At 42.6% G+C, this 15,118-nt stretch carries 8 protein-coding genes; all 8 read left to right on the forward strand.

Annotated elements, in window-relative coordinates:
* The first annotated feature begins 111 nt into the window (after positions 1 to 111).
* The 8 genes from AC1D69_RS23610 (at position 112) to AC1D69_RS23645 (ending at position 14,908) form a co-directional block, all read left to right on the forward strand.
* The gene (locus AC1D69_RS23610) at positions 112 to 3,501 is read left to right on the forward strand and encodes a tubulin-like doman-containing protein (RefSeq protein ID WP_495458557.1); all 3,390 of its coding nucleotides are present in this window, start codon (positions 112 to 114) and stop codon (positions 3,499 to 3,501) included.
* A 2-nt stretch (positions 3,502 to 3,503) separates the two neighbouring features.
* Positions 3,504 to 6,083, forward strand: coding sequence for a transcription initiation factor TFIID (locus tag AC1D69_RS23615; RefSeq protein WP_495458558.1), 2,580 nt, complete (start codon positions 3,504 to 3,506; stop codon positions 6,081 to 6,083).
* A 39-nt stretch (positions 6,084 to 6,122) separates the two neighbouring features.
* On the forward strand, positions 6,123 to 7,397 hold the full coding sequence (locus AC1D69_RS23620; RefSeq protein WP_495458559.1) for a vWA domain-containing protein: 1,275 nt from the start codon (positions 6,123 to 6,125) through the stop codon (positions 7,395 to 7,397).
* A gap of 20 nt (positions 7,398 to 7,417) precedes the next feature.
* Positions 7,418 to 8,053, forward strand: a complete 636-nt coding sequence (locus tag AC1D69_RS23625) for a beta-mannanase (RefSeq protein ID WP_495458560.1) — start codon at positions 7,418 to 7,420, stop codon at positions 8,051 to 8,053.
* 345 nt (positions 8,054 to 8,398) lie between these two features.
* A complete protein-coding gene (locus tag AC1D69_RS23630; RefSeq protein ID WP_495458561.1) occupies positions 8,399 to 9,658 on the forward strand; it encodes a hypothetical protein in 1,260 nt (419 codons plus the stop codon).
* Positions 9,658 to 12,849 carry a GAP1-N2 domain-containing protein gene (locus AC1D69_RS23635; protein WP_495458562.1) on the forward strand — a complete coding sequence of 1,064 codons (3,192 nt, stop codon included), beginning with the start codon at positions 9,658 to 9,660 and terminating at the stop codon, positions 12,847 to 12,849. Before AC1D69_RS23630 ends, AC1D69_RS23635 begins: the two co-directional genes overlap by 1 nt.
* A gap of 132 nt (positions 12,850 to 12,981) precedes the next feature.
* On the forward strand, positions 12,982 to 13,500 hold the full coding sequence (msrA, locus tag AC1D69_RS23640; protein WP_495458563.1) for a peptide-methionine (S)-S-oxide reductase MsrA: 519 nt from the start codon (positions 12,982 to 12,984) through the stop codon (positions 13,498 to 13,500).
* 244 nt (positions 13,501 to 13,744) lie between these two features.
* Positions 13,745 to 14,908, forward strand: coding sequence for a tyrosine-type recombinase/integrase (locus AC1D69_RS23645; protein WP_495458564.1), 1,164 nt, complete (start codon positions 13,745 to 13,747; stop codon positions 14,906 to 14,908).
* Positions 14,909 to 15,118 lie beyond the last annotated feature (210 nt).

The following is a 15,118-nucleotide window of genomic DNA, read 5'->3' on the forward strand; positions in this document are numbered from 1 at the left end:
TGTAGTATAAAAGACCAAGAATATGCTTACGAAGTGAGTTTTACTTCGTAAAACTTAAGATAATGCTTACGAAGCAAGCTTTACTTCGTAAAGCTTTTAGGGGGAAATACAATGAAGCCAGTGGTTAGGGAACATATTCAGCAATTGGACGTTTCATTAGGTGGGGGGATTGTCAGCGATAAGATCCGCGTGGATACGATTGATAATCCAATCCTCATTATTGGGCTTGGAGGTACTGGTATTGATGCATTGCTACGACTGAAATATCAGATTAATCGTAGATTTAAGCTGCCGGAAGATCCATTGTCCAAGAAGAAACGTGATAAACCGGATAATGTGGAGTTCTTAGCTTTTGAGACGAACGAACAAGATCGTGGGAAGAAGTATAAGGGTGTTGGACTCGATCCAATCAATGAGTTCGTGTTACTCTCGAATGCGGAGATCGGTGGATTGCTACAAAATCGTAGTGTTCTAGAACCCTATATTACGGATTGGTTATCTCCTGAGATGAGTATTACAGATGGTATGAATGGGGCTGCAGGGGTTCGTCAAGCAGGACGTTTACTACTATTTACGAAGATCAATCAAGTTGTTCAGGCTATTGATAAGAAGATTAAGACGTTGTCTGTTGGTACCAATAAGAAACTCATGGTGTTTATGCTTACGGGATTATCTGGGGGTACCGGTAGTGGTTGTTTCTTGGATATCGCCTATATTGTGAGAGGTATTATTGAACGTGACCATGGTTCAGCAGGGATTGACCGTGTGAACACACTCGGTTATTTGTTTACACCAGATATTAACTTGGCCAATAAGAGCTTGAGTGAACATACGCGTGAATATATCAAAAAGAATGGATATGCCGCTCTGAAAGAGCTGGATTATTGGATGAATGTGGACAGCCGTGGGGAACGATTCCAGCAACGTTATGGGAATATTCTGACGGTTAACTCGCCACTTCCACCTTTTAATCTATGCCATTTGATCTCAGCAACGAATACCGAAGGCAAGCTACTAGAGAATGCTTATGACTACTGTATGAATGTAACGGCTGAGAACATTACGAACTTTATGGCTAGTGAAGAGAAGGCGTCGGGCGAAGAGTTCGCCATTCATGACTATATTAGTAACATTAGTACGAATATTGCACAGATGAACAAGATGTATCCAGCGAACTACGATTATAATATTATCGGTGCTTCCTCTGCGGTATTACCGATTGAAGAGATGACGACGTATCTAGCATTTCGGTTGTTTGGTAAGATGGAGAAAATGTTCGAGAAAGCGCCGAGTCAAGACGATGTGGAGACTTTTGCCCGTAAGTTAGGGATTGACCTTGATACGATGGTGAAGACTTTCGAATCTCGCGTACCTGAGCCACTTCCAGGGTATGAGAATAGTGAGCGCATGAGTTATAGCAATGTCGTGAAGAATCAGGTTATTAGTATGGATACAGAACTTGAACAGAATTTCTTGGCTCGTGCTCGTGAAGAGTATATTAAAGCTAAGAAGCAGCTACCAGGTGAGATTGTAGGACAGTTCACGGATCAGATTCGCCGAATATTCCTACATCCAGAACAAGGGCCATTCTATGTTTCAAGACTGATTTATACGGAAAAAGGCTTCAGCCTACTCAAAATGTTACTCTCCTATATCGAGACATTGCGAGAGAACCTACATCGGATTCCAAGAGATATTGAAGTTGCAAGAGAGCAAGCTGACGATAGACTCGGTGATGCTAAGAGTGCATTTGTGTCCAAAGATAAGAAGAAGAATATCTATATCGAAGCGAAGATTAATGAATATTGGCTTCAAGCAGATGTTGAACGTACAGAGCAGATGATCGAGTTCTATGAAGATTTATATGAGCTATTAAACAATGAGAATACGCGCATTTATAACGTATATACCGAAATATTGAATGCATTGAATGCTATTTTTGAGAAAAATGGTGAAATCCTGATTAAGGGTGACGAGCAGGCCGATCATAAGGGCAACAAAACATACTATTGGAACCTTGTGAGCGTGCCAGACATTTCGAAAGTCATTGGTAAAATGATGGAAAGTAAAGATGTGGATGATCTTATACGTGATTTCACGTTGGAATTGTTGAATCATTCGAATCAATGGGTTAGAGAACAAGAAGTAGACATCGTAAGTTCGATCTCGGAGTTTCTTGGAGATAAATTCGGTGATCTGATTACGCAGTCGATGGAGGATTTCTTGATCATGAAATTCGGTCACGAGGAGTCTATCGAGAAATTTGTTGAGCGTAATATCGCAAGTAAGTTGGATGAGGAAGCTGTTCCTGTGTTCCACCTGAGTAATAGTTCAGGCAATCTATATTTCCCTTCATGGGGATTTGTATCTGTCCCTGTTGGGGCACCAAGCATTCTTAAAGGAATTCGCAATTACCAGGATAACTCCATTGGGAAATCTCATTTCACTGTAAAAGAGAGCCAAGTGAAGAACCGTATTTTCTGGTTAAATACAAAGAATGGTGTGCCGTTGTTCGTCTATACACCCCTTAAAGTATATGAAGAAAGTTATGAACGAACGATTCTAGATAAAGAAGGTATTGGACGCCACTTGGTACAGACAGATAAAGCGAACTGGACCTACCTTCCTTCACCAATTCCAGAGAGATCTTGGGGCGATACGTATCTGAATACGCGTGTTCAATCCTACAATGCTCGTGTTCGTTCTGAATTCACTAAGGCACTGTCGCTGAAAGTAATTATTGAGAAAGACATCGATCATAATACAAGTAATCGATTCGCTGTCGTCATGACGAAACCGTTCGATCTGAATGATTACCTTCGTGGATACGATCTGCAACTAGATTCGGCTAAACCTAATCTTGGGGAAGTAAAGCGTGCTCTGATTGATTTGAAACGTATCCTTGTACAGGGACTTGAGAAGGTATCTAGTAAAGATATATTCGGTAGTATTTCAGAAGATTTAGCGAAAGAAAACTTAATTCGTACGCCTGAACTTATTACGCGTGTACGAGAAGAGTTAGCTAAGTATGCTATCATTAGCGCAAAAGCTACTGAATTCGAACAATTAATGAACCAGCACCAAGACGAAGAGAAATGGCTTGATCAATTCATTGAAGTACTATATACAGAGACTATTACGAAAAAGGGTGCGCTCTACGTCTATGATCGTGATCCTGAGGAAGAAACATGGGAACCTTTTGCTAATCTGATGAAGAGTCATAATTATGTTGAGTTCGAAGTGTTCGGGCACTTCCATAATCTTGATGAGAAAAGTAAGAGCACATTGTTGCGTAAAGCAGCACGTCGAGGTACGGAACTAACAGCATCAGAAGACATTACCGCTCTAATCACGAAGTTAGATGAATTGTATGAAGTTTTCCTTAACGGTCGGGATCAGTTGGAATATGAGAAGATCGAACTGGCAAATGGAGAAGAAACGTATCAATTCTACAAACAGATGTTATCTAAATTAAACGATATTCGAAGAAAGTTGAAATAATCATGAAGGAACTACTAGAAAAGTACGCTACGGAATATGCCATTGCAGAAGAGAAGCTTGATGGACGAGAAGATGATCAGAGCAGCATTCACTACCCTGCTGTGTTTGTGTTTCTCGGAGACAAAGTGTCTGATGCGATTGAACCTATTATGGCCATTCATGATAAGAAATGGGACAATAGCGCGGGTGTAATGTACGTACACATTGCTTCCGAGGGTCAGAAAGAGAGTGACCATAGCGATAAAAATGATAGTTCCGTTAGTTCCCTGAGTTCTTCGGGTGATCTATCATCAGGTTATCGTTCTGGCTCTCTGTCGGGCACTGATCGTGAAGGCGTACTTACTCATCCGCGTCTGACTCGGTTCGAACTACCTCGGCCAACAGAGATGGGTGCAAGTTCTATCACTAGTGAAGGCACCTGTACTGCAAGTGGAAGTACAAGTACAAATGCAATTCCCAATGTAGGTGCACATACAGGTGTAAGTCCAAATATAGGTGGTGCTAAGAGCTTACGTAAAGATCAATATAAGAGCTTTTATGAGAATGAACACCATTTATTTGAGTTGAATCGGACTTTACGAAAGGTTAGTCATAACATAGCGGATTTCGGTCGAATGTATTCTTCCTTCGATCGAATCCATCTTACTTTCATTACGCGGGTCGATGACCCGCTTAATGTGTTCTTACCGGAAATATCGTTATTAACCAAATCCATCTTTAGCCAGTCTTTTAAGTCTGTGCAGATGGATTTGTATGGGTTAATTAGCGAGAAAGAGGTCGAAGCTTTCGGATACAGTCATTCGGTAGGTGTAGCTTTTCTTCGTGAACTCGAATACATGCAACAAAATGACTTTACATTCTCAGCCAATCTTCATGTTACCGAGGATGGGATATCGATTCCTGTGACGCATGCACCGTCTCCACTTTTTGAATTGGTATATTTATTGTCCGATAAGAATGAACGTGGGATTTCCTCATTCGATGAAATGCAGGACAACTACGAGATTATCTGTCACGTCAATTTGCTGAAAAACCGTAAGCTGAAGGATGTTCAGCATCAATCAAGCAATCGGAACTATAATAACATGTCTTTTAAAAGTAATATCAAGTCAGATTCAGGTCGGGAAGGGTTCGTATCTGCGGGGTTCTCCAAAGTGAAACGTCCCAACCAATCGATTGCACTGACGGTGTTGTACCATTTCTATAAACAAATGGTTACTCGCATGAAGACGGGTATTCAGTTAACCAATAAAGAAAAATTAGCATTCTTCGGGATTGATTCGCAGGCAATATCTAATAGCGTAAAAGCGACGATGCCAGATGAAAGTAAGCTAGAAGAGATGACTGGTATTATGATGCATCAGACAAGCTTTCATTCGTTGAAACGGATGTCGCTTCGTGAAGCGGAATATGAGCTGTATGGTGAGGGATGCGAGGCGTATTTCCGTGACAATTATGTTAAAGAAATTCAAGCTCGCTTAGAACATGTTCAGACAGGTGAGGAATTGTCGCAAGCGGTTAAGAAACAAATCCTTGATCGACCGCAGATTGAATTCTTCCAAGTAGCGGAATGGAGCGATGATGCAGGTCAATCGGGAAGTGTGATGGAGGATTTACGAGGCACTATTCGTGACACAACGAATGAGCTACAATCAGCGAAGGCCGAGCTTGAGCAATGTTACCAGGGAATAGTGGAGGAACAATCTTTCTCCCGACTGCCACTTATGGATAAGCATAATTTGCGAAGCTTTATTCGATTTTTCCTCGATGCAATATATCGAAGAAAACTTTATATTTTACAATTAGAAACCGAGCTTAAGTTACATCAGCGTGTGGAAGCCGAGCTGGGTCGCATGCATAAGCATTATAAACAGCAAGTGGATCAGATGGAGAGACTGGAAGGCACCTTACGTGCTGCAGCTCTGGAGAGCATTCGTACCGCGGATGACTATATTGGGCAGAATATTATGGAGTACTACGAAGTTGTGACCGAGGATGTTGTACGAGAGATTGAGGCGAAGCGTGGTACGTCAGTCTTTTTCGAAGATCGATATCTGGGGAGTGTGACGCAACTACTGGATGCCGGATTGGACCAATTGGTAGCGAAACTCATTCACATCTGTCGTAATCATATCCTAACTGCAGAACCTTTTGCACAGACTTTTGAAGAGGAATTGTTACGCCGTGCTAATGTCACGATAGATTATAGTAACACTCAAGTATTGTCTAAAGATGAGTTATTTAAGAAATTATATCGAACTTTGGAGGACCATGCTGCGATTAATGTGCGGTTGTTGGATTACACGCAGGAACATCGCTATGAAGAGAAATATTTCTTTGGAGATTCAGAGAGCGAATTTATTCGCTACTCGCTTGAGGCTGATGATACATCGCGTATCTATAAACTGGGTTATGTTCATGAGCAGCGGAGTAGCGGAGTTGAGAAGTTGAATTTAATGGGTGGGTTCCATATTGAGGACCTCATGTATTATCGGAATGGTAAAATGTATTATGAAACTTACCTAGAGAACGGCTATGAATTCCATGGCCTGGATCCGAATCTACTTCCCGAGCTTCGCTAATTGAACGATAATAATTCATGTTGAAAAGGTGGTTGGAAAATGCAACGAAAAATAAATCTTCTCATGCTGTTGTTCAGCCTTATTGGTGGTGTCATTGGTTGCGTAATAGGAGAAGTTATACTGGGCCGTTATTATGGAGAATTACCAAGTATCATCGTGGTAGGGTTATATTGTGGAGTTGTTGCTTTATGTATCGTTCTCATGTGTCTTATTGCTGAGATGATTGATCCTCGTTTAAATGGTCCCTCTTGGAGACAACGGTATGTTAGTTCTTCATGGAAACTACTTGTACCTGCAACGTTAGGACTGTTATTCGTGCTGGGACTTATACTTGAACTTCTGTATGGATTGAATATAGGAAGCGTTAAACCTGTTAAAGATATTGTACTCGTAATCGATAATTCTGGTAGCATGCGGGAGACGGATCCGAACAATGGACGTTATGAAGCGGCTAAGAGTCTTATAGGACAAATGGATAAAGATAAACGAGTAGCTATCGTTGAGTTCAGTGATGATGCGAAGTTGGTACAGCCTTTTGTTTTAGTAGATAGCCCCGCGGTTAAACGCCAGGTTTCTACAACTATTGATACGCTTGAAGCAGGCAATGGTGGAACCGATATTGCTCGTGCACTTCAGGAATCGATGCTACACATTAACGGCACATCAGATGGTGAACGCGGAACGATGGTTATCCTTCTCTCGGACGGTTTCAGTGACATCGATTTGAATACCGAACTTGTTGATTACGAACAGCAGGGTGTCGTCATTAATACGGTTGGCATGAGTGCCGTCAACTCGGATGGTTCGAGATTACTTAATGAGATTGCTAATCGAACTCATGGAGAGTTTATCGACGTAGATAATGTAGATAATCTATCCTTCGCATTTCAACGATTATATGACAAAATCGGAGATCGCACGCTCATCACAGAACGGACGGGATCGACACAAGACAACACCTACTATGCAGTGTTAAGGATTGTGTCCATTATCCTAATAGGTGCAGCCATTGGAGTATCTCTCGGTCTAGTATTTGATAACCGCTATCTGGCGCGGAGCTTCGGTATTGGGGGGAGCCTAGCTGGGATCCTTGCAGGGATCGTGTTAGAATTTGGGTTGTCAGGACAATCACCGGAAGATAGTCTGATCCGTTTATTGGCCTGTCTTATCATAGCGGGTATCATTGCTATCTTTACATTAGTTGTACCTGTGAAAGAAAATGGCCGTATACAAGAAGGTAGACATCGACCCGGACATGCGGGCGTAATTACAGATGGAAATGAGCGAAAGAAGAATAGTAGTAAAGGATTTTAGTCGTAAGGGGGTAAGTGGGTATGCAATATATCCATGCGGATATAGACACGCCAATCATACGTGAACTGGTACATCAAATGGACGAAGATCGCTGTATCCTAAGATGGCGTTGGCCTGAAGGTGTTCAGGCAGTCTACATACATCGTGCTGCATCGGATGAAGCCTTGTTGGAACAACCAGCAATCCATAGCCTAAAGCTGTACACTAGAGATGAGTATAAGGCGAACAATGGATACCATGAGCGAGTTCAGGGCATTGGTGGCAGGGTGTATACGGTGTTTGCATGTTCAAGGGATCATGGTGAACCCGTTCTCATTGTTCAGGAGGATGGACAGAATCGTAAAGCCATCAGTACCGGAAGAGCGCGGATTAAATATTCGATTAAGCAGAAGCATGGATTATTCCAGAAAAATAAAACCATTCAAATGCGGGTGACCACAGAAGTCCCCGTGGCAAAAGACGTTCTATGCTACGTGAAGAAACAGGGTAGTTATCCATCTAATAAGTCAGATGGAACCGTGTATCCTTTCGTGCAACATTTCGAAGCAGGCAAGACCATCCTGCCCGCAATCGAGGTAGGCAAGAACGACTTCGTCCGTATATTCTTCACTGACGGCCCTACGTACGGCCAGTTGTACGAGTTAATGCCGGAGTAGGGAAGAAAGCAGAGTAGTGATGTAATAAGTAAAGTATTGTATCTGTAAATTGACCGGAATAGGCGAAGCATGAAGGTCCATGCTTTTAAGGAAATGACGACGTAAGTTTTGAGAGGTATGTTTACTGAGAATAATGGCTAATGCTGGCTGCAGCGAAGGGAGCGGAATTGTTCTGTAGAAGCGTTAGCGTTCGCCTTTGACCTCGGATTTCTACCGCTAAGAGCGGTATATAATCAAGAAATCCGAGGTCAACAGCGATCGTAAGAACAATCCGTTACCGTAGCGCCACCCATCCACACCATTATCTTCAGTCACAAGAGGCTCACAACTTTAAGGAGGAAGCATATGGGGATTTTCGATATGTTCAAAAAGAAACCACAAGCGGAACCGAAGCCGCTGTTCTATGATATTGTATGTCCGTATTGTTTCGAGAAATTCACACCAGAAGCCGTCGTATTTCGTGCGGCGCATCATCGTGAGGATGACGAGAATTATGCATTAGGGGAAGATGATGAATTGAATCGATACCGCGAGCGCTTCGGACTTGACACGGTAGATGACATTGAAGCGATCATCCATCCGAATGACATTCCAGAGGAACATCAGATCTATTCAGATAATGTTCTAGTTGGGCTAAACGACCGTTATGGTGTGCTTACCCGTAGAAGACTGTGCCCGAAGTGTCACAATGAGTTGCCTGTTACTTCTGGTAAAGTACCGAGTAATATTATCTCCATCGTGGGTGCATCGCAAGTGGGCAAGTCCGTGTATATGACGGCCCTGATTCATACGCTACAGAATACAACAGCGGATCACTTCGATGCGGCTTGTATGCCATTGAATGCGGAGATTAGCCGTAAGTTCCGAACGATGTACGAAGAACCATTGTTTGAACGTGGCGATCTGCTAGCTTCTACGCAAAAAGAGAAGATGCAAGAGCCATTTATTTTTCAATTTGTATTTAAAGATGAGACCAAGCCACCACTTACCCTTGTATTCTTTGATGTAGCGGGTGAGGGTATGGTCGATCAAGATTATTTAGGTCTACATGGTCAGCATATTAAGAATTCATCGGGAATTCTGTTCATGGTTGATCCATTACAAATACGCTCGATCCGCGAGAAGATTCGAATTAAATTCGGAGATACCGAAGGCGGATGGGTGTCCCAATATGATGAGCCGCGTGATGTGGTGCTCACGATGTTCGGAGACTTCATTGCCTATGAAGATAAAGGGAAGACGGATATTCCAACCGCTGTCGTTCTGACGAAGAGCGATATGTTACATTCGTTGAAGGACGAAGAGGGCGAGTATATCAAGTCGAATAGTAATGTTTTTAATAATATGATTCATCGTAAATGGCTTAATTTGACGGAGTTCGAGAATATTGACGGGGAAATCCGCCATTTCATAGAGAAGGTCGATCGGCCGTTTAAAGGAACGATGGATGTGTATTTCTCCAATACAGCGTATTTCGCAGTGTCAGCACTGGGTAGTAACCCCGTTGACCAGAAGTTACAAGGAGTGGCAAGTCCGGTTCGGGTGGATGAACCGTTCATATGGCTACTCTATCAACTAATGTATATTGAGGGGAGAGAGGAATAGTGGAGAACACGACTCCCCAACCTATTCAACAGCAGCTATATACTCGGGAGCGGCGAGGGATCTTTCGATCAACGGAAGGATTCGATACGATCGCAAGATCGAAGGGGTTAGATCATTCTTTTATCAAAAAAACACTTCATCCTTTCTGCGCATACGATGCACCAGCTGAATTGTATGCACGTGGTGAGAAAGATGAGACTGTGTACCCCGATGCGTTGCATCTGTATCATACGGATAACGGTCAGACGATTATTGGACGTAGTGTGTATCAATCGGCAGATTTCACGGGACTTCGGAGTGCCTTTTTTACACATAACTATATTATTCCTAGCGAGCGTTCAGACGAGGTTTTATGGGATTATTCAGCATGGCTACATGCGGATTTCGCTGAAACATATGATATTGAACAAGGGTTGGATATACCTGAGTTAATCGAGGTACCTGTTAAGGGGTCAATTAGATCTGTGAATGCAGCGAGCATTCTTGCCAGTCTAAATATCGATGAGAAGATGTTCAAGCAACTATTGATCGCAGTGATGATAGCTACTACAGGTAAGAAAAAAGTATATATCGCGCTAGATGTACCAGCTGAACAGATATCCACAGTTGCGAAGCAACTACTTGAAGTGATATATGCCAGTATACCGTATGCTTTTCGCAAGTTACTGGGGTTCTTAACGTATGCTAATGAGCCTCAGAGTAAAAAAGGAATTCATATCATGTTCGTCGAGAGAGGGAGTCTTCGCCCGGGCGATCGAAATGTCGAGAAGGACTTCACATTTGATCTTGTGTCGAAGCGGGTGCTGAATGTCGATATCGACCCCTCGAAACAGCCCTATTTAGATTTCGCTTGGAGTAATCTAGGTCGTCCCAATCGTGCAGAGAGTTTCTATCAGTTCGCTGATGAGATGCTGGCAGATATGGATATGATGCGGAGAACAGCCATTTCTAGCTACAATGAGTTGTCTATCTTTTATCAGATTGAGGAAGGCAATGAATCACTGTTTGTAAATAATAAAGGAACCATATTACGTGGATTATTGGAGTATATGCCAACACCAGATGCGTTATCTAGTAAAGTGCGTTTGAATGATATTTTCCTCGCGCGATTTGATCAAGAGTTCGATGCTATTAAGCAGGGGCAGTTGCCAGATCTCGTTATTGTGGAAGCATTTAAGGACTATTACCGTGTCTGCGGTAAGCATAATGAAGCCAAAATTGTTAAATATCTCATGGTCGCCATTAGCCATGCTATCTCGTCGAAGCGCAAAGAGGCGATCTCTTCCTTTTATAAGGTGATCGAGAGTAATCCGCGTCTGAGTAAGGCTTTTTTCGATATGGTATTAAGCAGTGGTTTCACGAAGCAACTATTTGAACCGTATATACTAGAGAAGTATATGAAAGCATCTAGAGTTAGTGATGTTATGCAATTGGTTGGGGTATGGGGTAAGAACCATCCTGTGGTAACTCGAAACATCTATTTCGTTGATCTAGCGAAGTCCCAACTACTAGCGAAGTTACGTAATGAGTCGGACCCGGTGACCGCTGTCAATAATCTGTTGGAGCAGCAACGGAAACTCGAAAGAGAGTGGGAAATTCCACAAGGACCCGGTACGCTGATTCCTGATTTCGAGTTAATGGACCAACTTGCTTACGTGGTGAATCTCTTTTTATTAACAGAGCTAGATTTGGGTGTATTGACGAAACAACAGCTATTAAATATTAAATTTCTAAAAGAACGCAAAGAAGTAAAGTCATGGGCGGCTAAATTTGATGCTCGAATTAAGTCTCAAGCGGCAGTCATGTTGGCAGCCTATGCATGGTTCAGTTATGACCATCCTGACGAGAGCGTATTTGATGGACTCAGCCCCATGGAGCTAGATCGTGTACAACAAATGGGTTGTCGTTGGTTAGAAGATCAGGTTATACCTGAGCAATTCAGTCATTTGGCGCTGGCTTTCTATCAAGGTGGACAAGCTGGAGTCAATTACTCGGGACTGCTGAATTTTATTCGGAGACATGCTAAAGATCATGAAGTTGTATATCAATTCATTCAATGGTCTGCGGGACAGCATATGTTCACTGGAGAAAGAGGTCTTATTCCGGCGTATGCTTCAGCTATTCTTTCTTATTTTAAAAATTATGATAGAGAAGCCTTTAAGAAGAAGGATCTAGTGAAGAAGTACTTTCACGCTGCGAAACCTAAACTTAAATCCGTATATGCCAAAGTTGAAATTGAGTTGTCTACACCTTTCGTTAAATTCATTCGCCGCAATCGTAAACAGTTGATTCGTACTTCTGTATTTGCAGGGATTTTACTTGTCGTCGTGGTTGGTGGCCTATTCGGACTCAAAGCAGCGGGTGTATTTGATAAAGAACCGGAGATTGTTGCGACTCCAATGCCTCCAGTTGAAGGGACACTTACACCTGATGTTATCTCAGATGATATTGTGGCATATGCAGAAGCGGTAAAATCTGCGGAGGGTACAGTAGAAGGAAGTCAGCTTGTCTTCTTGTTCAAGGATGCCGGAACTTGTAAGGCTTTTGATGCTAGCAGTATTACACTTGCGTCAACGGATGGTACTACTCCGAAGGTTCTGGACGGCTTAACGCCTAAAGTTAAATGTGAAGTAGGGGTAGATCCAGACACAAGTGTTGATGATAATAGTACCGCTGTACCGGATGCTGGGACGGCAACGAGTACTGAGGACGTAGGCGCTGGGGATGCCAATAAGGTGTCTGATCCATCTGGATCTGGAGATGTAGGTAAAGAAGCAGATACAGCAGATCAGAGTGCTGGAGATACAGCTAAGGATGTAGATACAGCTAGTAAGGAACCAGGAGATACAAGTAAGACTGATGATACAACAGATCAAGTAACCGGAGATACCGATAAGGACGCTGTGGCTACAGGTAAAGACTCAGAACCAACGGGGGATGGGGTTACAGGTAAGGGATCTGAGACTACGGATAAGGTAGACGGGGTTACAGGAACCAAGGGTACTACTGGTTCAGTAGAAGGAACGACGGAAACAGAGAAACCTACACCTACCTTAAACTTAGCGGATTACAAGAACTCGGTTACAGTGGCCATACCAGATTTCGCGACGGATAAATTGATTGGTAGAGATATTATGATAGGCACAGAGTCTTTCAAACTAATAGAGAAACCTACGTTGTTAGGACAGTAGATGTTAAAGTTCTGTGGTAAGGACAGTGGATGTAAAGTCCTCAGATGAAAGATTTCAGCCTTTGTGGTCTGATTTCTTCAAGCATTCGCTCAAACCTCACGTAGATAAGACAACAGAGAGGATGTAAGGAACATGGAGAAAGCAACGTTTGCTGGAGGATGCTTCTGGTGTATGGTTACACCTTTTGAGGAATTACCGGGTATTCATGGCATTGTATCTGGATACATCGGAGGTACAACAGTGAACCCAACCTATGAAGAGGTTAAAAAAGGAACGACAGGTCATTATGAAGCGGTGCAGATCACATTTGATCCAGCCCTTTTTCCATATGAACAGTTGCTTGAACTCTACTGGCCACAGATCGATCCCACCGATGCTGGTGGGCAGTTCCAAGATCGAGGAACACAGTATCGCACAGCGATCTTCTATCATAATGAAGAACAACATGCAGCTGCACTTGCGTCTAAAGAGCAGGTAGCTACAAGTGCTAGATTCAGTGGTCCAATTGTGACGGAGATTATCCCAGCCGTAACGTTCTACGAAGCAGAGGAATATCATCAGGACTATCACCATAAGAATCCCAAGCATTATAAGGAAGACCGCGAACAATCGGGGAGAGATCCTTTTATTGCGAAGCATTGGGGTGTGTAGGTAGGGTGCTTGGATAAATAAGAGATTAAAAAGATAATAATATGAAACCATTTCAAACCAATGGACTTGCGGTAGCACCGGAAGGCAGATTGCTCTAATGAGCGATCTGTCTTTTTTTTGAAGTATTAAGAGGTACATGTTCCACACACTACACATTTATTACATTTCTCGAAGAGGCGGTTACCTCGCTAGCCTAACCACCTAAAGGACGACAAAACTGATTGCTTTGTTCAAGTTTGTGAGGGTGGAACATATCAATGAATTGGAGGATAATGGAATGAGTGGAGCGAATGTATATTCATCAAGTCAATATGTTATGTTGGATTGCGCCGAGAATGGTGATGTGATTGTAAAAACGCCATATATTGAGGATTGGATTAAGCGGATTAGAAGTGTTCCCGGTCGGAAATGGAATGCCGCTGATAAATGCTGGGTGATTCCTGGGACGAAATCAGCCATTCTATTACTGTGTAATGTATTGAGGGAAATGCCTGTAGAGTTGAGAAACACTCAATTGGGAGAGCAGTTTCCAGAACTATTACAGCTTCAATCCGGGGATGAGAAGGCTGCATTGCAAAGACTGAGTGAGAGCTTAAAATTGAAAGGATATAGCCTCAAGACTCAAAAAGCATATATCGGTCACGCTGAACGCTATTTACGAACGCTACCGATTCCGTTAAGAGATGCTGAATTTAAGCATACACGGGAGTATTTACTGAATCTGTACGAAGAGTCTCGATCATCTTCTTATGTGAACCAAGCGGTAAGCGCTCTTCGGTTCTGGCATGTTACGGTATTAGGACGTAGTGATTTGAAACAATGGATTAGGCCAAAGCGACAAAAGAAACTTCCCGTGGTCCTTTCTACAAGTGAAGTAGCTAGATTGCTGAAGTCCGTGGAACATGTAAAACACCGTACTTTACTAGCATTGATCTATTCCTCTGGTATACGAATAGGTGAAGCTGTACGTTTAACCAAACAGGACATCGACCCTGAACGTAAAACCATTCATATTCGTCAGGGAAAGGGAGCTAAGGATCGATTCACAGTTCTCTCTACTGCAGCTTATACGCTACTACAGCATTACATGGATAATCAACCTATAGTCGGTTATTTGTTTCCTGGAGGGAAGGGTCTTGATCATCACCTATCGGAACGTTCTGTGCAACATGTATTTGAGAAAGCCATACAGAAGGCAGGAATAACTAAGCCCGCAACAGTTCACACATTACGGCATTCTTTTGCGACTCACTTACTTGAGAATGGCACAGATCTTCGCTATATTCAGGAACTGCTAGGTCACGCAAGCTCTAAGACAACCGAAATCTACACTCATGTCAGCATCAAAGATATCCGTCGCATCCAGAGCCCACTGGATCGTATGACAGATCTTGTAGAAGACGAGTAGCTTCGTCTATCACACTACGAGAGGTATATATACGAATTCACCTATCTAGCTGTAGAGGAGGGATAGATGAGTTCGTAGATTAGTAGTTATACGCAACCCCTTTGAGATTGATAACCCAATGAAACCTAGTAACAACAAATAAATAAAGGTGATAGATCAGATTAAATCAAGGATAATAGAAGGAAGAGAAAAATCATAAATGAATGAAAT

The sequence above is a fragment of the Paenibacillus sp. Y301 genome, assembly GCF_059445505.1.

Excerpts from the sequence above, each read along its gene's own strand:
- AC1D69_RS23610 (WP_495458557.1), top strand. The coding sequence starts at position 112 with ATGAAGCCAGTGGTTAGGGAACATATTCAGCAATTGGACGTTTCATTA.
- AC1D69_RS23615 (WP_495458558.1), top strand. The coding sequence starts at position 3,504 with ATGAAGGAACTACTAGAAAAGTACGCTACGGAATATGCCATTGCAGAA.
- AC1D69_RS23620 (WP_495458559.1), top strand. The coding sequence starts at position 6,123 with ATGCAACGAAAAATAAATCTTCTCATGCTGTTGTTCAGCCTTATTGGT.
- AC1D69_RS23625 (WP_495458560.1), top strand. The coding sequence starts at position 7,418 with ATGCAATATATCCATGCGGATATAGACACGCCAATCATACGTGAACTG.
- AC1D69_RS23630 (WP_495458561.1), top strand. The coding sequence starts at position 8,399 with ATGGGGATTTTCGATATGTTCAAAAAGAAACCACAAGCGGAACCGAAG.
- msrA (WP_495458563.1), top strand. The coding sequence starts at position 12,982 with ATGGAGAAAGCAACGTTTGCTGGAGGATGCTTCTGGTGTATGGTTACA.